23 protein-coding genes are annotated in these 17,455 nt (G+C 71.4%); 5 read left to right on the top strand and 18 right to left on the bottom strand.

Going from position 1 to position 17,455, the window contains the following annotated elements; genetic code table 11:
- Nucleotides 1–30: 30 nt before the first annotated feature.
- From ACWTPI_RS04255 to nifH, 4 genes are all read right to left on the bottom strand, one after another.
- Nucleotides 31–351 (bottom strand): hypothetical protein, encoded by a 321-nt coding sequence (locus ACWTPI_RS04255; protein ID WP_454731017.1) that lies wholly within the window; start codon nt 349–351, stop codon nt 31–33.
- Between the two features lie 15 nt (nt 352–366).
- Nucleotides 367–1,926: a nitrogenase molybdenum-iron protein subunit beta gene (nifK, locus tag ACWTPI_RS04250; protein ID WP_454731016.1), complete on the bottom strand. Its 1,560-nt coding sequence runs from the start codon at nt 1,924–1,926 to the stop codon at nt 367–369.
- A gap of 68 nt (nt 1,927–1,994) precedes the next feature.
- Nucleotides 1,995–3,458 (bottom strand): nitrogenase molybdenum-iron protein alpha chain, encoded by a 1,464-nt coding sequence (gene nifD / locus ACWTPI_RS04245; protein WP_020202090.1) that lies wholly within the window; start codon nt 3,456–3,458, stop codon nt 1,995–1,997.
- A 66-nt stretch (nt 3,459–3,524) separates the two neighbouring features.
- Nucleotides 3,525–4,406: a nitrogenase iron protein gene (gene nifH, locus ACWTPI_RS04240; protein WP_020202091.1), complete on the bottom strand. Its 882-nt coding sequence runs from the start codon at nt 4,404–4,406 to the stop codon at nt 3,525–3,527.
- Nucleotides 4,407–4,800: 394 nt separating this feature from the next.
- Here nifH and ACWTPI_RS04235 point away from each other — a divergent pair, with 394 nt between their 5' ends.
- The 5 genes from ACWTPI_RS04235 (at nt 4,801) to ACWTPI_RS04215 (ending at nt 7,309) form a co-directional block, all read left to right on the top strand.
- On the top strand, nt 4,801–5,274 hold the full coding sequence (locus ACWTPI_RS04235; protein ID WP_020202092.1) for a group II truncated hemoglobin: 474 nt from the start codon (nt 4,801–4,803) through the stop codon (nt 5,272–5,274).
- Nucleotides 5,275–5,330: 56 nt separating this feature from the next.
- Entirely contained in the window at nt 5,331–5,939 is a 609-nt protein-coding gene (locus ACWTPI_RS04230) for a hypothetical protein (RefSeq protein ID WP_020202093.1), read from the top strand.
- A gap of 70 nt (nt 5,940–6,009) precedes the next feature.
- Complete coding sequence (locus ACWTPI_RS04225; protein ID WP_059410657.1) at nt 6,010–6,570, top strand: ankyrin repeat domain-containing protein; 561 nt, start codon at nt 6,010–6,012, stop codon at nt 6,568–6,570.
- 12 nt (nt 6,571–6,582) lie between these two features.
- The gene (locus ACWTPI_RS04220; RefSeq protein WP_454731015.1) at nt 6,583–7,032 is read left to right on the top strand and encodes an ArsC/Spx/MgsR family protein; all 450 of its coding nucleotides are present in this window, start codon (nt 6,583–6,585) and stop codon (nt 7,030–7,032) included.
- 40 nt (nt 7,033–7,072) lie between these two features.
- Nucleotides 7,073–7,309: an FmdB family zinc ribbon protein gene (locus ACWTPI_RS04215; RefSeq protein ID WP_454731014.1), complete on the top strand. Its 237-nt coding sequence runs from the start codon at nt 7,073–7,075 to the stop codon at nt 7,307–7,309.
- Here the strand turns inward: ACWTPI_RS04215 and ACWTPI_RS04210 are convergent.
- The 14 genes from ACWTPI_RS04210 to nifB all read right to left on the bottom strand — a co-directional run bounded on the left by ACWTPI_RS04210 (nt 7,306) and on the right by nifB (nt 17,351).
- Entirely contained in the window at nt 7,306–8,982 is a 1,677-nt protein-coding gene (locus ACWTPI_RS04210) for a flavin monoamine oxidase family protein (RefSeq protein ID WP_454731013.1), read from the bottom strand. The genes ACWTPI_RS04215 and ACWTPI_RS04210 overlap by 4 nt on opposite strands.
- Before the next feature lie 8 nt (nt 8,983–8,990).
- Entirely contained in the window at nt 8,991–9,287 is a 297-nt protein-coding gene (locus ACWTPI_RS04205; protein WP_020202098.1) for a 2Fe-2S iron-sulfur cluster-binding protein, read from the bottom strand.
- A gap of 52 nt (nt 9,288–9,339) precedes the next feature.
- Nucleotides 9,340–10,212 carry an SIR2 family NAD-dependent protein deacylase gene (locus ACWTPI_RS04200; RefSeq protein ID WP_454731012.1) on the bottom strand — a complete coding sequence of 291 codons (873 nt, stop codon included), beginning with the start codon at nt 10,210–10,212 and terminating at the stop codon, nt 9,340–9,342.
- 9 nt (nt 10,213–10,221) lie between these two features.
- Nucleotides 10,222–11,385, bottom strand: a complete 1,164-nt coding sequence (locus ACWTPI_RS04195; protein ID WP_454731011.1) for a DegT/DnrJ/EryC1/StrS family aminotransferase — start codon at nt 11,383–11,385, stop codon at nt 10,222–10,224.
- 7 nt (nt 11,386–11,392) lie between these two features.
- On the bottom strand, nt 11,393–11,653 hold the full coding sequence (locus ACWTPI_RS04190) for a hypothetical protein (protein ID WP_020202101.1): 261 nt from the start codon (nt 11,651–11,653) through the stop codon (nt 11,393–11,395).
- Between the two features lies 1 nt (nt 11,654).
- A complete protein-coding gene (gene nifT, locus ACWTPI_RS04185) occupies nt 11,655–11,873 on the bottom strand; it encodes a putative nitrogen fixation protein NifT (RefSeq protein ID WP_020202102.1) in 219 nt (72 codons plus the stop codon).
- Between the two features lie 2 nt (nt 11,874–11,875).
- Nucleotides 11,876–13,057, bottom strand: coding sequence for a cysteine desulfurase family protein (locus ACWTPI_RS04180; protein ID WP_454731010.1), 1,182 nt, complete (start codon nt 13,055–13,057; stop codon nt 11,876–11,878).
- Nucleotides 13,058–13,175: 118 nt separating this feature from the next.
- The gene (locus tag ACWTPI_RS04175) at nt 13,176–13,571 is read right to left on the bottom strand and encodes a DUF3024 domain-containing protein (RefSeq protein ID WP_454731009.1); all 396 of its coding nucleotides are present in this window, start codon (nt 13,569–13,571) and stop codon (nt 13,176–13,178) included.
- Nucleotides 13,568–13,843 carry a nitrogen fixation protein NifZ gene (locus tag ACWTPI_RS04170; protein WP_020423720.1) on the bottom strand — a complete coding sequence of 92 codons (276 nt, stop codon included), beginning with the start codon at nt 13,841–13,843 and terminating at the stop codon, nt 13,568–13,570. Before ACWTPI_RS04170 ends, ACWTPI_RS04175 begins: the two co-directional genes overlap by 4 nt.
- Nucleotides 13,840–14,220: a nitrogen fixation protein NifZ gene (locus ACWTPI_RS04165; protein ID WP_454731008.1), complete on the bottom strand. Its 381-nt coding sequence runs from the start codon at nt 14,218–14,220 to the stop codon at nt 13,840–13,842. Before ACWTPI_RS04165 ends, ACWTPI_RS04170 begins: the two co-directional genes overlap by 4 nt.
- Nucleotides 14,213–15,052, bottom strand: coding sequence for a 4Fe4S-binding leucine-rich repeat protein (locus tag ACWTPI_RS04160; RefSeq protein WP_454731007.1), 840 nt, complete (start codon nt 15,050–15,052; stop codon nt 14,213–14,215). Before ACWTPI_RS04160 ends, ACWTPI_RS04165 begins: the two co-directional genes overlap by 8 nt.
- Before the next feature lie 15 nt (nt 15,053–15,067).
- On the bottom strand, nt 15,068–15,472 hold the full coding sequence (locus tag ACWTPI_RS04155) for a HesB/IscA family protein (RefSeq protein ID WP_454731006.1): 405 nt from the start codon (nt 15,470–15,472) through the stop codon (nt 15,068–15,070).
- A gap of 37 nt (nt 15,473–15,509) precedes the next feature.
- A complete protein-coding gene (locus ACWTPI_RS04150; RefSeq protein ID WP_020202109.1) occupies nt 15,510–15,704 on the bottom strand; it encodes a 4Fe-4S binding protein in 195 nt (64 codons plus the stop codon).
- 48 nt (nt 15,705–15,752) lie between these two features.
- A complete protein-coding gene (gene nifB, locus ACWTPI_RS04145; protein WP_454731005.1) occupies nt 15,753–17,351 on the bottom strand; it encodes a nitrogenase cofactor biosynthesis protein NifB in 1,599 nt (532 codons plus the stop codon).
- Nucleotides 17,352–17,455: the final 104 nt, after the last annotated feature.

Here is a 17,455-nt window from a genome sequence, read left to right as displayed (position 1 = left end):
CGCTCCCAATGCTGTTTACCCTGCCCCGCCCTACTCCACCCCTTCGGCCGCGGTCTTGGCCCAGATCGCGCGGCGGATGCGCTGCGCGATGCCGGACGGGCTGGCGTCGAACGCGCGCTGCGCGGCCGCCAGCGCGCCCTGCGCGATGGCGGCTTCCGCGTGCGTCAGCGGCACGCGGCCGGCCATGTGCGTGGCGCCCGGCACCGCGCGGGCGATGCCCTGCCGGTTCGGGTGCTCGAGCACCGGCACCAGGCGGTCGGCCTCGCGCGCGCCGGCCAGGCAGACCCAGCCGTCGATCACCTCGACCTTGCGGCCGTCCTGCGTGAGCTTGACCAGCACCGTGTCTGCCATGACGGCCTCCCTGCCTCAGCGGATGATGTCGTAGCTGTAGTCGGTCTGCGCGGCGACGATGGTGTTGGCATCGAGCGTCTCGAAGAACTCGTCGAGCAGCGTGACCAGGATCCGCAGCGCGCCGTCGTAGCCCCAGGTGGGGTAGCGGTGGTAGTGGTGGCGGTCGAAGATCGGGAACACCATGCGCACCAGCGGCGTCTTGGTGTCGCGCTCGAGGTACTTGCCGTAGGTGTTGCCGATCAGGAAATCCACCGGCTCGGTAAACAGCAGCGAGCGCAGGTGCCACAGGTCGCGCTTGGGGTAGGCCTTGCAGCCGGCGCCATAGGGCGAGGCGTCGAACAGCGCCTGCACCTTGGCGGCCCAGGCCTCGTTGCCGTTGGTCGCCAGCACGTGGGCCGGCTCGGCGCCGAGCTCCAGCAGGAACTGCGTGTAGCCCAGCATCTGGTCGGGGTCGCCGTACAGCGCGAAGCGCTTGCCGTGCAGGTGGGCCTGGCTGTCGGCCATCGCGTCGACCAGCTGGCCGCGCTCCTTTTCCAGCTGCGCCGGGATCGGCTTGCCGGTCACGCGCGCGATCTCCATCAGGAAATGGTCGGTGCCGGCCACGCCGACCGGCGCGTTCAGCACCACCACTTCCTGGCCGTGCTCGGCGATGAACTTGCTGGTCTTCTCGCAGCAGTATTCCTGGAACACGAAGGTGGCCCTGGCGTGCAGCGCGCGCTCGACCTCTACCTTGGTGGTGCCGCCCTCGTACATGCGGAACTCGCCGTCGGTCGGGGTGTTCCAGGTCTCCGACGGGTCGCAGATCACGTTGACCTGCACGCCGAACAGTTCGAAGATGCGGCGGATCTCCTTCATGTTGCCGACCACGTAGCCGTCGAAGCCGCCGATGAAGTTGACGCTCTCGTCGGGCACGCGCGCGAGCGGCGCGGTGGTGCCCGCCTTGCCGTCCCAGAAATGCTTGAGGATGCCGAGCAGCGCGTTGTCGTAGCCGGTGACGTGGCTGCCGACGAAGGCCGGCGTATGCGCGAACGGCACGTCGTAGTCCTCCGGCACGCTGCCCTTCTGCTTGCTGTTCTTGATGAAGGCGTCGAGGTCGTCGCCGATCACCTCGGCCATGCAGGTGGTGGAAACCGCGATCATCTCGGGCTTGTACAGACTGTAGGCGTTGGCCAGGCCGTCGATCATGTTGTTCATGCCGCCGAACACGGCGGCGTCCTCGGTCATCGAGGAGCTCACGCACGAGGTGGGCTCCTTGAAATGGCGCGAGAAATGCGAGCGGTAGTAGGCCACGCAGCCCTGCGAGCCGTGCACGAAGCTCAGCGTCTTGTGAAAGCCGTTGGCCACGTAGACCGCGCCGAGCGGCTGGCAGGCCTTGGCGGGATTGACGGTGAGCGAGTCGCGCGCGAAATTCTTCTGCTTGTAGTCCTCGGTCTTGGTCCACTCGACGATCTGCTTGACGGTCTCGTCGGCGTGGTTGAACTCGAAGTTTTCCTTCTTGGTGCGGAAGATCTCCTGGTATTCCGGCTCGCGGAACAGCAGTTCGTGGTCGAGGATCTTGTCTGCGGATTGCGGCATGGGGTACTCCTGATATGCGGTTGCTGTGGATGCGGCGCGCGCGGCCGGCAGGCGCCGGCCGCGCAGGCTCAGGCGGCTTTTTTCCAGGGCGCCTTGGCCAGGCCCCACACCGGGCTGGAGATCGCCATGTCCATGTCGCGCGCGAAGATGGCGAAGCCGTCGTAGCCGTGGTACGGGCCCGAGTAGTCCCAGCTGTGCATCTGGCGGAACGGCACGCCCATCTTCTGGAACACGTACTTTTCCTTGATGCCCGAGCCGACCAGGTCGGGCTGGACCTGCTCGACGAACTTCTCGAACTCGTAGCCGGTCACGTCGTCGTAGATCAGCGTGCCGTCCTTCACGTAGTGCGTGGTGCGCTGGTAGTCGTCGTTGTGGCCGAACTCGTAGCCGGTGCCGACCACCTCCATGCCGAGGTCCTCGTAGGCCCCGATCACGTGGCGCGGGCGCAGCCCGCCGACGAACAGCATCACCTTCTTGCCCTGCAGGCGCGGCTTGAACTTGGCGAGCACCGCGTCCATCAGCGGCCGGTACTTGGCGATCACCTTCTCGGCGTTGGCCTTGATGGTGTCGTCGAAGTGGCTGGCGATCTCGCGCAGGCTCTTCTCGATCATGGTCGGGCCGAAGAAGTTGTATTCCACCCAGGGAATGCCGTACTTCTCCTCCATGTGCCGGCTGATGTAGTTCATCGAGCGGTAGCAGTGCAGCACGTTGAGCTTGGCCCGCGGCGTGTTCTCCAGCTCGGCGATCGAGCCGTCGCCCGACCACTGCGCGATCACGCGCAGGCCGATCTCCTCGAGCAGGATGCGGCTGGACCAGGCGTCGCCGCCGATGTTGTAGTCGCCGATGATGGCCACGTCGTAGGGCGTGGAGACGAAGTCCGGGCGCTTGTCGGGGTCGGCCTTGTCGAACACCCAGTCGCGGATGGCGTCGTTGGCCAGGTGGTGGCCCAGCGACTGGCTCACGCCGCGGAAGCCCTCGCAGCGCACCGGCACGATGGTGTGGCCTTCGTACTGCTTGCTCTTGCGCTTGGAGACCGCCTCGATGTCGTCGCCGATCAGGCCGATCGGGCATTCGCTCTGGATCGAGATGCCCTTGTTCAGCGGGAACAGTTCCTGGATCTCGTCGATGATCTTGTCGAGCTTCTTGTCGCCGCCGAAGACGATGTCCTTTTCCTGGAAGTCCGAGGTGAACTGCATCGTCACGAAGGTGTCGATGCCGGTGGTGCCGATGTAGTAGTTGCGGCGCGCGGCCCACGAATACTGGCCGCAGCCCACCGGGCCGTGGCTGATGTGGATCATGTCCTTGATCGGGCCCCACACCACGCCCTTGGAGCCCGCATAGGCGCAGCCGCGGATGGTCATCACGCCGGGCAGCGACTTGATGTTGGATTTGACGCCACAGTCGGGCTTGCCGTCCTCGAAGGTGCCCAAATGCTTGGCGCGCCGCTTGGCCATCTTTTCGGGATAGGCCTTCAGCACTTCGTCGATCAGGGCCTTGTTCGCGGCCTTGCGCTCTTCAACGGTGGCGCTCATGGAAATACTCCGTAAGTAGATTGAGATTGCCGGGCGGGCCGCCTGCGCGGCCCGCCGCGCGGGTCGTTACGCGACCAGTTCCTGGGCCGACTTGCCGACCTGCGATTCGTCGACGGCCTTCATGATCCCGTGCTCCATCAGCAGGTCTTCGAGCTGGTCCATCGTGATCGGGGTCGGGATGGTGCCGTTGCCGGCGTTGTTGTGGATCTTGGTGGCGAGCTGGCGGTACTCGCCGGCCTGCTTGGAGTCCGGCGCGAACTCGAGCACCGTCATGCGGCGCAGCTCGGCGTGCTGCACGATGTTGTCGCGCGGCACGAAGTGGATCAGCCTGGAGCCCAGCATCTTCGCCAGCGCCTCGGCCAGCTCGAGCTCCTTGTCGGTCTGGCGCTCGTTGCACACCAGCCCGCCCAGGCGCACGCCACCGCTGTTGGCGTACTTCAGGATGCCCTTCGAGATATTGTTGGCCGCGTACATGGCCATCATCTCGCCCGACATCACGATGTAGATCTCCTGCGCCTTGTTCTCGCGGATCGGCATGGCGAAGCCGCCGCACACCACGTCGCCGAGCACGTCGTACGAGACGTAGTCCACGCCGTCGTAGGCGCCGTTCTCCTCGAGGAAGTTGATCGAGGTGATGACGCCGCGCCCGGCGCAGCCGACGCCCGGCTCCGGACCGCCGGACTCCACGCAGCGGATGTCCTTGTAGCCGATCTTCATCACGTCCTCGAGTTCGAGGTCTTCCACCGAGCCGGCCTCGGCGGCCAGCGAGAGGATGGTGTCCTGCGCCTTCGCGTGCAGGATCAGGCGGGTCGAGTCCGCCTTGGGATCGCAGCCGACGATCAGGATCTTCTGGCCGAGATCGGTCAGCGCCGCCAGCGTGTTCTGCGAGGTGGTCGACTTGCCGATGCCGCCTTTGCCGTAGAAGGCGATTTGCCGAAGTTGAGACATTGCAGTTCTCCAATCAGGAAGAAGGATTGATACCAAGGTTGCGTAGCCGCGACCATGTCAGCCTGTCGTGCCTGTATGGGTCTTATTCTGTCGAGTCACGCCCCGGCCGGACCAGTGTCCGCGCAAGCCCTCAACAGCAGCTTCCATGCCATGCGCGCGCGGCGCCCCGCCGGATGCGCCCCGAATGTCCGCGAACGGCGCGGCAGCGCGGCTTTGCGGGATGCCGCGCGCGGCCGGCGCCGGCGCGCGCGGGCTTGTCGGGAACCCGACAAAGCGTGCGAACTTCGTCGCGAACGGCACTGCCCGGACGCGCCGCGCGCGCGGCCGCATGCGCCAATGCGTGCCGCATGCGCGGTTTCCCGGGCTGGTACGGTTATTGCGGAAATGCCGTGCCATGAACACACCAGCAACCCGACCCGATCCCGCCGCGCAGCCCGCGCAACCGACGCCGGCCACGCAGCCGACGCAGCCCGCGGCGCAACGCGCGCGGCCGACGCACTACGAGCGCCTCGGCGGCGACGCCGCGGTCGCGCGGCTGGTCGACGCCTTCTACCGCCACATGGACACGCGCGCCGACGCGCGCGGCATCCGCGCCATGCACGAGCCCGACCTGTCGCCGACCAAGGCGGTGCTGGTGAGCTACCTGTGCGAATGGCTCGGCGGCCCGCCGCGCTATTCCACGCAGCACGGCCATCCGCGCCTGCGCATGCGCCACGCCGGCTTCGCCATCGGCGCGGCCGAGCGCGACGCATGGCTGGCCTGCATGCGCGCCGCGCTCGACGAGACCGGCGCCGATGCCGCGCTGCGCGACGAACTGATGCCCGCCTTCTTCAAGATCGCGGACTGGATGCGCAACCCCCGAACCTGATTCCGCCCCGACCCACGCCACCCGCCCATCACGCTTTCCACCGACAAGGACCCGCCATGCCCGCCACGCTTGCCCGCAAGGAGATCGACGACACCGCGTTCGCCCGTCTCGAACACGAAGGCCGCCTGCTCAACCCGCTGCTCAAGGCCCCCACCGGCAAGTCCGGCCGCTTCGGTTTTCGCGGCGAGCTCGCGCTGCGCTTCGCGCCCAGGCTCGCCGACGAGGCCCGCCCGCCCGAGCTGACCTGCGACCAGGTGATGGCCGTGGCCACCATCGGCGAGAAGCAGCTGCCGTTCTTCGCCGGCTACCTGCTGAGCTTCGAATACCTGAAGGACGTGGCCGAGGTGCTCGGCGACACGCTGACGGCCGGCGGCAAGTACTTCCTGTTCTGCGACAACATCGACCTGAGCAGGAAATACCAGGTGCCGTACAAGGGCGCGATGTTCTACGTGCTGCCCATCTTCGAGTCCACCGTCTACAACGAGATGCTCGAACTGCTGTACCTGGAGAAGAACGACCTGAAGAAGCGCGACACCGCCGGCAAGCTCGACGCGGTGGCCGACGCCGCGCTCCGCTTCGACGTGACCTTCGACACCATCACCTACGCCGAAGGGCTGGAGCTGATGGGCCCGGTGCGCAACCCCAACGAGAACCGCCCGGTCTGATCCCCCGCGGGCGCCGGCCGCCTTGGCCCGGCGGCGCCTTCCGACCCACGCCAGACAGCGAGACGCCACCATGATCCCGTCCACCGACACCGCGCTGGCCGTCGCCGGCCGCGTCATCGAGGCCACCGCCGAAGCGGCCGGCGCCGGCGCGCCGCCGGTCATCCCCGCGGCGCTCGCCACGTGGCTGGCCTATCACGACTTCCCGGACCTGCACGCGCGCGCCGCCAACGGCGACACGCCGCTGATGCGCGCGGCCTGGCGCGGCGAGGACGCGGTGGCCGCGGCGCTGCTGGCCTACGGGGCCGCGCCCGGCGCGGTCAACGACGACGGCAACGGCGCGCTCTGGTTCGCCTGCCTGCACGGCAACCCCGTGACCATCGTGCGCCTGATCCAGGCCGGCGCGCCGGTCGACCACGCCAACGACGACGACATCACCTGCCTGATGCAGGCCGCGGCCAGCGGCCGGCTGGAGGTGCTGCAGATCCTGCTGGCGCACGGCGCCTCGGCCAACCTGTACGCGCCCGACGGCCGCAGCGCGCTCGACATGGCCGCCGAGCGCGGCCTGCAGCTGCTGCGCGCGGCGCGCCGCATGGCCATGCCCGCGCTCGACGCCGCGCTGCGGGAAGCCTGAGCGAAACCGCCCATGAGCCATATCGTCTTCTATGAAAAACCCGGCTGCGGCGGCAACGCGCGGCAAAAGGCGCTGCTGCGCGCGGCCGGCCACACGCTGGAAGTGCGCGACCTGCTGCGCTGGCCCTGGACCGGCGAGGCGCTGCTGGCCTACCTGGCGCCGCTGCCGGTCGGCGCGTGGTTCAACCGCGCGGCGCCGCGCGTCAAGTCCGGCGAGGTGGTGCCCGAGGAACTCGACGCCGGCACCGCGCTGGCCCTGCTGCTGGCCGAGCCGCTGCTGATCCGGCGCCCGCTGATGGCGCACGGCGAGCGGCGCATGGCGGGCTTCGACGTCGCCGCCGTGCACGCATGGGTCGGACTCGGCGCCGACGCCCCCGCCGCGGACCGGCCGCTGGAGGGCTGCGCGGCGGCCGCGGGCCACTGCGCCGCGCGGCCCGATGCCGGACCGAAGCGACCCGAATGAATCGCATGAATCCCATGAATCGCGTTGAACGGAGTTGACGATGCCGCTGTACGACTATCTTTGCCAGGCCTGCGGGCACCGCTTCGAGACGCTGGTGCGCGCCGGCGCCACGCCGGCCTGCCCGCGATGCGGCGGCACCGCGCTGGACAAGCAGGTCAGCGCGCCGGCCGCGCCCGGCAAGAGCAAGGCCGTCGTCGCCGCCGCGCGCCGGCAGGCCGCGCGCGAAGGCCACTTCAGCCAGTACAGCGCGGCCGAGCGCAACAAGCTGCTGCGCTAGGCCGGCCGCCGTGCGATCTCCGCGTGGCTGCCCGGCCCGTCGCTGCCCGGCCGCGCGCCGGCCGCCAGCAGCCGCGCGTTCAGCGCCAGCGCGAACTCGCGCCACGCCGCCGCCAGGTCGAGCACGATGGCGCGCTGCAAGGCCGCGTCCGGCCGATGCTCCTCGGGAAAACCGGACAGCGCGCGCGCGCTGCCGTTGAAGGCCAGCGCCGCGCCCATGAGCTGCCGGTTCCAGCCGTCGAAGACGGCCAGCAGCACCGGCGTCAGTGCATGCCGGCCGGCCTGCGCCGGACCCGCGCGGCCGGCGCCGAGCCCGGGCAGCAGCGTGTCGAGCGCGTCCAGCGCCTCGCTGTAGACCTGCTCCGCGGTGGCCAGCAGCGCGCGCTGCGTCGGCTGCTGCGGCTGCTGGCTCGACAACAGCCGCTCCAGGTGCTGGCGATAGCGCGAGGGCGCCTGCTCGCGGCGCGCCGACACGCAGGCGGCGAACGCCGCGCGCGCCTCGGCCGCCCTGTCCTCATTGCCGTCATTGCCGTCATTGCCCGCATCGGCGCCGGCGCCGTCCGCCGCCGGCGCCAGCGCCCGCGCGATGCGCGCCGCCGCTTCCAGCGCGCCTTCGAGGTGGCCGGCGCCATGCGCGGCGCTCTCGCTGCCGCCGAAATGCAGCCGTCCCGACCAGTGCGCCAGGCGCAGCCCGGGATCGGCCTGGGGCAGCGCCGCCGGGCCGGCGCGGTCGGCGCGGCTGCAGGTCCACGGCTCGTCGGCCCAGTCGAGCAGATGCTGGCGGCCGCCGTGCTGCGCCTCGGCGCCGTACAGCTGGGCCAGCTGGCTCTCCACCAGCAGCGCGGTGCCGCGCCGGAACTCGGCGCGCTGCGCCGCGCCGAGCGCGACGAAGCCGCCCAGCGCGCCGGCCTCGGTGGCGTCGTCGCTGGCATCGAAGACCTCGCCCAGCATGGCCTGGGCATGGCGCACGAAAGCATTGCCCGAATGCCCCGCCTGGCGCCAGAACGGGCGGGCGTAGGTGGTCACCACCTTGGCCTGCGCCGCCATCCAGGTCGGCGTGGCGGCGAGCATGCCGGCCAGCGCCGCGGGCAGCGGCGGCTCGAAGGCGATGCGCTCGTGCGCCAGGCGCGGCGGCAGAGCCAGCACCACGTGGCGCGCGCGCAGCAGGCGCGTGCCGCCGCCAGCTTCGAGCTCGAGTTCCAGTTCGACGTGGGTGCCGCGGTCGCGCAGCCGGCGCAGCGCGCAGCCGGTGCGCAGGCTGCCCGCCGGCAGCGCGTCGGCCAGCGCCGCCACCAGGCGCTGCGCGCCGCCGGCGATGCGGCGCGCGCCGGCATGCACGCCGCCGGGCGCCATGCGCCGCTCGGGCGCGCGGTTCGGGTCGGTGAGCCAGAGCGCGTCGCCGGGGTCGTGCTGGGGCCGGCTGGCCAGCCCGAGCTCGTCGAGCAGCGCGGCGACGCGCGGCTCGGTCTCGGGCCAGAACCACGCCGGGCCGAGGTCCAGCATCTGTCCGGTGGCTTCGCAGCGCCGCGACAGCGCGCGGCCGCCGAGCCGCGCGCGCGCCTCGACCAGCACCAGCGAGCGCCCCTGCGCGTGCAGCGCGCGCGCCAGCGCGAGGCCGCACACCCCGGCGCCGACGATGGCCACGTCGGCCAGCAGCGCTTCGACCCCGGCCACGGCGCGGCTCAGACGAAGCTCAGCAGCTCGACCGTCACCGGCTCTTCGCCCAGCACCGCCTGGCAGGCCAGGCGCGACTTGGCGCCGACGCCGACGATGGTGTCCAGCTTCTCGTTCTCGCCGCGCTGGATCTTCGACAGGCTCTTGCGCCCCTCCTGCACGAAGACGTGGCAGGCGCCGCATTCGGCCTTGCCGTCGCACTTGTGCGCGATGGGCTCGCCGCTGGCGAGCAGCGCCTGCAGCAGCGTGGCGCCGGCGGCCACGTCATAGGTCTTGCCGGCGGGCAGTACGGTCAGTGCGGTCATGATTTCGGTTTCTCCGGTTGGTTTGCGATGCATGAAAAAGCGCCGGGCGCCGCTACGCGGCCAGGGCGGGCCGCAGCGCGGCCACCAGCGCGTCGGCGAACGCCGGCAGCGGCATGGCGATGCGGGCGATGCCCTGCTCTTCCAGGAAGCGCGCCTCCATGCGCGTGGGCGCGTCGGGCAGCACCGCCCAGTGCGCGCCGGACGAGCGCTTCATGATCTGGCGCGCGAAGCTGCGCGTGAGCTGGTCGTCGAAGCGGCAGCCCAGGAACAGGAAGCCGCGCCCGCCGCGCCAGGCCTGCACGGCCGGCGGGATCGGGGTCTGGATGTCGATCTCGGTCAGCACCTCGACGTAGTCGCTGTCGGACACCAGGTAGTTGGCGGCCGGCGCGTGGCCGCCGATCGGCTTGTACAGCAGCGCGCCGGCGGCGGGCACGTCCGGCAGCGGCTCGCCGTGCGGGCCGTAGGCGCCGAACCACGTGCCGAAATGCTCGGCCTGCGACAGGCCCTGCACCTGCGCCCAGCCGCCGCGCGGGCGCGCCTGCGCCAGCGCGGCGGCGAAGGTGTCGTCGTACCAGGTGTCGACCCACAGCCCCGCGCCGCTGGCGGCCAGCGCCAGGTGCAGCGGCGACGGCGACGGCGTGGCGGCGAAGGCCTCGTTCAGCAGGTTGACCACCGACTTGCGGTGCTTGAAGTTCTCGATGAACTGCGCGGCCTGGGTGAGCCGCTTGCGGATCTTGTGCGGCACGCTGATGCGCGCGGTCAGAAGCTCCGCCAGCGCCACCGGCGTGGCCGGCACGGCGGCGTCGGCGCACAGCGCCAGCAGCCCCGGGCCGAGGTAGGGAATGATGGCGCCGGCATTCAGCTGGCGGGCGATCTGATCGATGTCGGTTGGGTCGATGTCGGTTGGGTCAATGTCGGCGGGCATGTCCGGACCTCAGAGATAGATGGCGGCGCCGGCACCGACGTTGGTCGCGGTGTCCTTGAGCGTCTTGACGATGTACTTGACCTGGCTGGCGTCGAGCTGCGCGTGCAGCGGCAGCGCCAGCGCGCGGTCGCCGATGCGCTCGGTGTCGGGCAGCAGGCCGCGCTTGTGCGCGGCCGCGTCGCCGGTGTTCATGTAGTGGAACTGCTGGTGCAGCGGATGGCTGTAGGGCGCGGTCTCGATGCCGCAGGACCGCATGTCGTCGATCATCTGCGCGCGCGCGCTCTGCGTGAAGCGCTTGCCCAGGTGCACCACGTAGAGCATCCAGTGGACTTCCTCCACGTCCTCGGCGAGGTACGGCGGCTTGATGCCCTCGAAGCTCTGCATCTGCTCCTGGTACCAGGCCTCGACCTGCTTGCGCCGCGCCAGCCGCTCGTCGAGCCCCGCGAGCTGCGCCAGCCCGAGCGCCGCGGTCAGCTCGCTCATGGCGCCCTGCAGCGGCACCCGCGCGCCGACCGAGACCGAGGCGCGGTCGGCCACGCGGCGCTGGCGCAGGTAGCGCAGCTCGTGCGCGAGCCGCTCGTCGTCCGTGACCAGCATGCCGCCCTCGCCGGTGCACAGCGCCGACGGCGCGGAGAAATCGAACACCGATACGTCGCCGAAGGCGCCCACGCCGCGCCCCCTGTAGCGCGAGCCGAGCGCCTCGGTGCTGTCCTCGATCAGCGCCACGCCGTGCGCGTCGGCCAGTTCGCGCAGCGGGCCCCAGGCGGCCGGATGGCCGTTGGTGTTGCCGGCCAGGATGGCGCGCGTGCGCGGGCCGATCCTGCGCGCGGCCTTCTCGGCGCTGAGGCAGCCGCTCCAGTAGTCGATGTCGGCGAACACCGGCGCGGCGCCGGCCAGCGTGACGGCGTGCGCGACCTGATGCCAGGTGTGCGCGGCGCACACCACTTCGTCGCCGGGGCCGATGCCCAGCGCGCGCAGCGCGATCCAGGTGCCGGCGGTGCCGCTCGCCACCGCCACCGCGTGGGCGCGGCCGGTCCAGCCGGCGAAGGCGCGCTCGAACGATTCGCGCATGGGCCCGTCGCTCCAGCGCGCGGATTGCAGCACCGCGCCGACCAGCTCGGCTTCGCGCGCGCCGCAGTCGGGCTCGCTGAGGGAAATGGCGTCGATTTCCATGTGCGGCCTAGTCCTGCGTCAGGATCAGCGCGTCGGCCTCGTCGGGCCGCTGCGTGACGGACCAGCAGTGCCCGTTCGACGCCGCCAGGTAGACGCTGCGCGCGCCCAGGCGCAGCGCGGCGGTCTCGTCGCGCATGTCGAGCGCGTCGACCAGCAGCGCGCGCACGCCGGGATGGCGCGCGCGCCACTGGGCGGCGGCGTCGCGCAGCGTGGGCGCCGCGCCCACCAGCTCGGCGGCGGCGCGCAGTTGTTCGGTGCTCAGGCCCATCTCATTCCTCCTTGCCGGCGATGCGCCTGGCCTCGACGGTGATCGGCAGCGGCGTGTCGGCCGCCATGACCGGCAGCTCGAGCTGCCAGCCGTTGGCCAGCGTGACCAGGCCGCCCCACATGCCGGGCTGCGCCATCGCCACGATGGGCTCCTCCAGGTCCTTCTTCGGCACGTAGGCGCTGAGCGCGCCTTTGCTGTCCTTGCGGATCATCACTTTCATGGTCAGGGCTCCAGCGTTGCGTCAGGGGTTCGGTGGGCGGGCATGTCGTCTTCGAGCAGCGGCGCCAGCAGCGGCGGCAGCCCGGCCACCACGTGCCCGATGTTCTGCGCCGTGGTGGTCTCGCCGAGCGACAGGCGCACGGCCGCCAGCGCCTCGTCGCGCGGCACGCCCATCGCCGCCAGCACGTGCGACGGCTCGCTGCCGCCGGACGAGCAGGCGGCGCCCGAGGAAGCGGCCACGCCCAGTTGCCCGAGCCGCTGCAGCACCACCTCGGCCGGCAGCCGGCCGAAGCGCAGGTAGCTGGTGCCGGGCAGGCGCGGCGCCTGCGCCGAGAACACGTGCACGGCCGGCAGCGCGCGCCGCAGGCCCTGCTCCAGCATGTCGCGCAGCGCGGCCTGCCGCGCCGCCTCGCGCGCCACGTCGTGCTGCGCATCGCCCAGGCGCGCCAGCGCCGCGGCGAAGCCGGCGATGGCGGGCAGGTTCTCGGTGCCGCCGCGGCGGTGCCGCTCCTGGCTGCCGAACAACTGCGGCACGATCGCGCAGCCCTGGCGCAGCAGCAGCGCGCCGGCGCCCTTGGGCCCGCGCAGCTTGTGCGCGGAGAGCGAGACCGCGTCGACGCCGAGCGCGGTGAAATCGAAGGGCAGCTTGCCGGCCAGTTGCGTGGCGTCGACGTGCATGCGCGCGCCGGCGGCGCGGGCCAGCTCGCGCACCGCGGCCACCGGCATCAGCACGCCGGTTTCGTTGTTGGCGGCCATCAGCGAGACCAGCGCCACGCCGGGGCCGATCAGCCGGGCCGCGCTGTCGAGGTCGAGCGTGCCGTCGGCGTGCACGGCGATGAAGTCCACCGCGATGCCGCGCGCGGCCAGCGCGTGCGCCAGGCGCAGCTGGCCGGCGTGCTCCACCGCGCCGAACACCAGCCGCCCGCGCCCGCCGGCGGCGGCGTGCAGCCCCAGCACGGCGAGGTGGCCGGCCTCGGTGGCGCCGCTGGTGAAGATCAGCTCGGCCGGCTTGCAGCCGAGCGCGCGCGCGGCGGTGGCGCGCGCCGCCGCCAGCGCGCGCCGGGCTTCCTCGCCGGGCGCGTGCTGCGACGACGGGTTGGCCCAGGCGCCGCTCAGCGCGGACAGCATGGCCTGCGCCACGGCAGGCGCCGGCGGCGTGGTCGCGTTGTGGTCGAGGTAGATCATCGGGCTCCGCCTGTTTCGCGTTTTTCGCTGCTTGCGCGTCTTGCGCTGCTTGCGCTTTCCGCGCTCGTTCCGTTCCGTGCGCCGGTTCCGTGCCGCCGGCGGTGGCCGCTGCGCCGTTTCATGGCCAGTACACGCGCTCGGCATCGACGCACAGCGCGTCCAGCAGCGGGGCCAGCTCGGCGCTGCGCTGGCGCAGCACCCAGCACCGCGCCGCGTGGTCGCGCGCGTGCAGGCACCACTGCCCCTCGCCATCGCGCGCCAGCCAGGCGATGTCGATCAGCCCGCCCGCGGCATCCACGTTGCGCGAGCAGCACGGGCTTTCGATGCGCAGGCCCTGCGCCTCGCGCAGCACGCGCGGCCGCACGTAGCGGTAGCGCGCGCGCTGGCGCAGGGCGCGCTCGACGCGGTAGCGGGTCAGGTCCAGCACGCCGCCCTCGCCGCCCTCGCCGCTGTCACTGCCGACGCCGCGGCCTCCCGCGTCGGCGTCCCGCGGCGCGCGCCCGGCGGACGTCATGCCGCCGCTCCGCCCTGGGGCAGCAGCCCGGCGGGCGCGGGCGCGATCTCGTCCTCGGTGCAGCCGACCACACAGCCGCCGAACTCCACCAGGTAGACCGGCTCGCCGCTTTCCACCACCTGCCCGACGTTGACGATCTCGCCCACGCTGCCGGCCTCGGCCAGGCATTCGCCATCGGCGCGGCCCGGGTAGCTGCCGTCGTTGCGGAGGTCGTCGAGCGCGATCACGCGCATGCCCCATGAGTAGGCCGCGGGGGCCGCCAGCATATTCATGATGTCTGCTCCCGCGCCGCGCCGGCGCCCTCGCCGGTATCCGCGCCCATCGCGCGCAGCGCCCCGGCGCGCTCGCCCAGGCGCGCCAGCACGTCCTCGGGCAGGTTGTCGAGCGTGCACAGTTCCTTGGCGCGCATGCCGACGCGATGGCCGCTCTCGACGAAGTCCACCGCGTAGATGTAGAACTGCTGCAGGAAGGTGTTGATGGCGGTGACGTAGCCGATCTCGCCGCGCGCCACCAGCACCTCGCCGATGTCCTTGCCGTTGTAGGTGCCGTCGTTGCGGATCACCGAGCGCGCGATCACGCGCTCGCCGTAGTGGAAGCGCGGCGGGAAGGCGACCTCGATCAGGTCGTCGTCGCGGTTGATGTCAGACATGGAGCGCTCCTTGCCGGCTGCCGGCGGTGGGAACGGACGCGGGAACGGACGCGGGCGCCGCCATGCGGCGCTCCCGCACCGCGCGGCGCACTTCGGGATCGGGGTCGTCGGCCAGCGCCGCGAGCGCGGCGCGTTCGGCGCGCTGCGCCACTTCCCAGCGCACGCGCCAGTCGGCGTCGCCCGCCATGCCGGCCAGCAGCGCCGGCGGCAGGCGCTGCGCCACGATGCGCCTGACCTCGGCTTCCGGGTCGCGCGCCAGGCGCCACAGCGCCGGCATTTCCAGGCGCTGGGCCACGCGCATGCGCACGCTGCGCTCGGCGTCGGCGGCCATCGTCGGCAGCAGGGCCGGCGGCAGGCGCCGCGCCACCAGCTCGCGCACGCCGTAGTCGGGGTCGTAGCGCAGCGCCGCGAGGTCGGGCGGCGCCAGGCGCAGCGCCACGCGCATGCGCACCTCGCGGTGCGGGTCCGCGGCAAGCCGGCGCAGCTGCGCCAGCGGCAGCCGCAGCGCCGCCTGCAGGCGCACGGTCTCGTCGGGATCGGCGGCCAGCGCCGGCAGGCGGAAGACGTCGGCATGGCGCGCGGCGATGGCGCGCACCTCGAAGTACGGGTGCGCGAGCTGCGCGTTGCCCTGCTCGGGATGCCAGCGGAAGAAGCGGTCGATGCGGCGCGCGTAGGCGTCCTGCATGCAGGCGTGGCCCGGCTCGCAGCCGCGCTGGTCCGGCAGGCCGCGCAGCGCGACGTATTCGCAGCCGGCGCAGTCCACCGGGCCGCCCCGCCAGTGCCGCGCGGGAATGTCCCCGGCGGGCGGACGCACCGCATCGATGGCATCCATGTCCGCGCTCCGCGTTCAGGACGCCCGCGGCGGTGCCGGCGGCCGGCCGCGGCCGATCGCGCCGACCTCGATGCGCGCCACGCCGGGCTCCGCCGCCGCCGAGCTGCCGCAGCCGCACGCGCCCTGCGCGGGATTGAAGAAGGTCAGCCCCGACTGCGTGGGCGTGTCGGCGAAGTCGATGGTCACGCCGTCGAGCATCAGCCGGCTGACCGCCGGCAGGAACAGGCGCAGGCCGTCGGCCTCCAGCACCTGCTCGCCGGGCTGCGGCGCCGGCTCCGCGCTGAACTCCGCGTTGTAGCCCGAGCAGCCGCCCGCGCTCACGAGCAGGCGGAAGCCGGCGCCGGCCGGCAGCCCCGAGAAACGCACGATGCGGCGCATGAACTTGTCCGCGGCGGGGGTGATGGTGAGGTTGGGCAGCATGGTTCGGCTTCTCTCCTGGGTAGTGGGCGGCCCGGCTTCAGGCCGGGACGATGCAGCCGTCCACCGGGCACACTGCGACGCATTGCGGATCGTCGTAGTGCCCCTCGCATTCGGTGCATTTCTTGGGGTCGATGACAAAGATGCCGCCCTTCTCGCGGATGGCGACGTTGGGGCATTCGGGCTCGCAGGCCGAGCAGCCGGTGCAGGTCGAAGCGATGATCTTGAGGGACATGATGACTCTCTTCTGTGTTTTCTCTTGTGTGGGGAATGGCTGGCGGCGTCAGGCCACCTCGGCGGCGCCCGCGGTGTAGGCGCCCTGCCGGATCGCGGCGTCGCCGCGGTCCCGGTGCGCGACCGCGCCGCTGGCCACGCGGCCGCGGTAGTCGTCGAACCAGGCCAGCGCCGCCTTCTCGATGAACTCGCCGACGTACTGGTCCACCGGCTCGATGCCGGCCTGTGCCAGCTCGTCCTTCGGGCAGGCGCCGATCTTGGCCACCAGCACCGCGTGGCAGTCGTTGATGGCGCGCACCACCGAGGGCAGCTGCTCGTCGTCGCCGTAGCCGCCCTGGCAGTACAGGTCCACGCGCCGGTGGCCGACGAACAGCGCCTCGCTGGCCGACACCTCGAAGATCTGGAATTCCGTGACGTGGCCGAAATGCTCGTTGACGCGGCCGCCGCCCTTGGTGGCCACCGCCACCAGCACCTTGAGCGGATCGGCGGCATCGAGCGCCCGCGCCGCGGCCAGCGCCTCTTCCTTGGCGGCGTGCTGGGCCTGGCGCTCGGCCTCGACCCGGCTCTGGTACTCGCGCCGGCGGTCGAGGTCGTAGACCACTTCCATCTGCTCGATCTTGTCGAGCGTGAATTCCTCGCTGCGGTCCTCGCCCAGCAGGCCGACCGCGTCGGCGCGGCACTGGCGGCAGTGGCGCATCAGGTTGGCGCCGCCCATGCAGGCGTCCTGCACCGCCTTGAGCTCCTGCGCGCTCGGCCCGCGCTGGCCGTTGAGGCCGAAGTAGGTGCCGTGCTCGGGCTCGGAGATCAGCGGCATGATGTTGTGCAGGAACGCGCCGCGCTTCTTGACCTCGCGGTTCACCTCGATCAGGTGCTCGTCGTTGATGCCGGGGATCAGCACCGAGTTGATCTTGGTCAGCACGCCGCGCGCGGTCAGCATCTCGAGGCCCTTCATCTGCTGCTCGTGCAGGATGCGGGCCGCCTCATAGCCGGTGACGCGCTTGTGCTCCCAGAAGATCCACGGGTAGATCTTCTCGCCCACGGCGGGATCGACCATGTTGATGGTGATGGTGACGTGGTCGATGTTGTACGTGCAGATCTCGTCCACCAGCTCGGGCAGTGCCAGGCCGTTGGTGGAGATGCACAGCTTGATGTCGGGCGCCTGCTCCTGCAGCATGCGGAAGGTGTCGAAGGTCTTCTTCGGGTTGGCCAGCGAGTCGCCGGGGCCGGCGATGCCGAGCACCGTCATCTGCGGGATCTCGCTCGCCACCGCGACCACCTTCTTGACGGCCTGCTCGGGCGTGAGCTTCTGCGAGACCACGCCCGGGCGCGATTCGTTGGAGCAGTCGTACTTGCGGTTGCAGTAGTTGCACTGGATGTTGCAGGCGGGCGCCACCGCGACGTGCATGCGCGCGTAGTGGTGATGCGCTTCCTCGGAGTAGCACGGGTGGTTCTTCACCTTTTCCCAGATCTCCGCCGGCATGTCGTCGGGGCCGCCCGAGGAACCGCAACTGGCCTTGCCCTCGCCGCCCTGCGTGCCACAGCCGCCGCCGCCGGCGGGCACGTCGGCCTTGGCGCCGAGGGGGCGGATCTGGCCGATGCCGATGTAGGTGGTGGCGGGCATGGCGCCGGCATTCGAGCTCGCTTGCATGGAAATCTCTCCTCGCCACCGACCACGGTCGCGTGCAAGCGTTAAAGCCAAATCCATGCCACCCGGCAAGATGCTTGCCGATCAAGGACTTAGCGGCATCCGCG

This window comes from Cupriavidus ulmosensis, assembly GCF_977008105.1.
The sequence above is the reverse complement of the archived record's forward strand: the minus strand, read 5'-3'. Positions and strand labels throughout refer to the sequence as shown.

Coding starts and splice junctions, on each gene's coding strand:
- ACWTPI_RS04215 (WP_454731014.1), top strand. CDS start 7,073: ATGCCGCTGTACGACTATCTTTGCCAGGCCTGCGGGCACCGCTTCGAG.
- nifK (WP_454731016.1), bottom strand. CDS start 1,926: ATGCCGCAATCCGCAGACAAGATCCTCGACCACGAACTGCTGTTCCGC.
- ACWTPI_RS04160 (WP_454731007.1), bottom strand. CDS start 15,052: ATGGATGCCATCGATGCGGTGCGTCCGCCCGCCGGGGACATTCCCGCG.
- ACWTPI_RS04190 (WP_020202101.1), bottom strand. CDS start 11,653: ATGGGCCTGAGCACCGAACAACTGCGCGCCGCCGCCGAGCTGGTGGGC.
- nifH (WP_020202091.1), bottom strand. CDS start 4,406: ATGTCTCAACTTCGGCAAATCGCCTTCTACGGCAAAGGCGGCATCGGC.
- ACWTPI_RS04170 (WP_020423720.1), bottom strand. CDS start 13,843: ATGAATATGCTGGCGGCCCCCGCGGCCTACTCATGGGGCATGCGCGTG.
- ACWTPI_RS04230 (WP_020202093.1), top strand. CDS start 5,331: ATGCCCGCCACGCTTGCCCGCAAGGAGATCGACGACACCGCGTTCGCC.
- ACWTPI_RS04200 (WP_454731012.1), bottom strand. CDS start 10,212: ATGCCCGCCGACATTGACCCAACCGACATCGACCCAACCGACATCGAT.
- ACWTPI_RS04235 (WP_020202092.1), top strand. CDS start 4,801: ATGAACACACCAGCAACCCGACCCGATCCCGCCGCGCAGCCCGCGCAA.
- ACWTPI_RS04205 (WP_020202098.1), bottom strand. CDS start 9,287: ATGACCGCACTGACCGTACTGCCCGCCGGCAAGACCTATGACGTGGCC.
- ACWTPI_RS04180 (WP_454731010.1), bottom strand. CDS start 13,057: ATGATCTACCTCGACCACAACGCGACCACGCCGCCGGCGCCTGCCGTG.
- nifD (WP_020202090.1), bottom strand. CDS start 3,458: ATGAGCGCCACCGTTGAAGAGCGCAAGGCCGCGAACAAGGCCCTGATC.
- ACWTPI_RS04155 (WP_454731006.1), bottom strand. CDS start 15,472: ATGCTGCCCAACCTCACCATCACCCCCGCCGCGGACAAGTTCATGCGC.
- ACWTPI_RS04255 (WP_454731017.1), bottom strand. CDS start 351: ATGGCAGACACGGTGCTGGTCAAGCTCACGCAGGACGGCCGCAAGGTC.
- ACWTPI_RS04175 (WP_454731009.1), bottom strand. CDS start 13,571: ATGACGTCCGCCGGGCGCGCGCCGCGGGACGCCGACGCGGGAGGCCGC.
- nifB (WP_454731005.1), bottom strand. CDS start 17,351: ATGCAAGCGAGCTCGAATGCCGGCGCCATGCCCGCCACCACCTACATC.
- nifT (WP_020202102.1), bottom strand. CDS start 11,873: ATGAAAGTGATGATCCGCAAGGACAGCAAAGGCGCGCTCAGCGCCTAC.
- ACWTPI_RS04225 (WP_059410657.1), top strand. CDS start 6,010: ATGATCCCGTCCACCGACACCGCGCTGGCCGTCGCCGGCCGCGTCATC.
- ACWTPI_RS04220 (WP_454731015.1), top strand. CDS start 6,583: ATGAGCCATATCGTCTTCTATGAAAAACCCGGCTGCGGCGGCAACGCG.
- ACWTPI_RS04165 (WP_454731008.1), bottom strand. CDS start 14,220: ATGTCTGACATCAACCGCGACGACGACCTGATCGAGGTCGCCTTCCCG.
- ACWTPI_RS04150 (WP_020202109.1), bottom strand. CDS start 15,704: ATGTCCCTCAAGATCATCGCTTCGACCTGCACCGGCTGCTCGGCCTGC.
- ACWTPI_RS04195 (WP_454731011.1), bottom strand. CDS start 11,385: ATGGAAATCGACGCCATTTCCCTCAGCGAGCCCGACTGCGGCGCGCGC.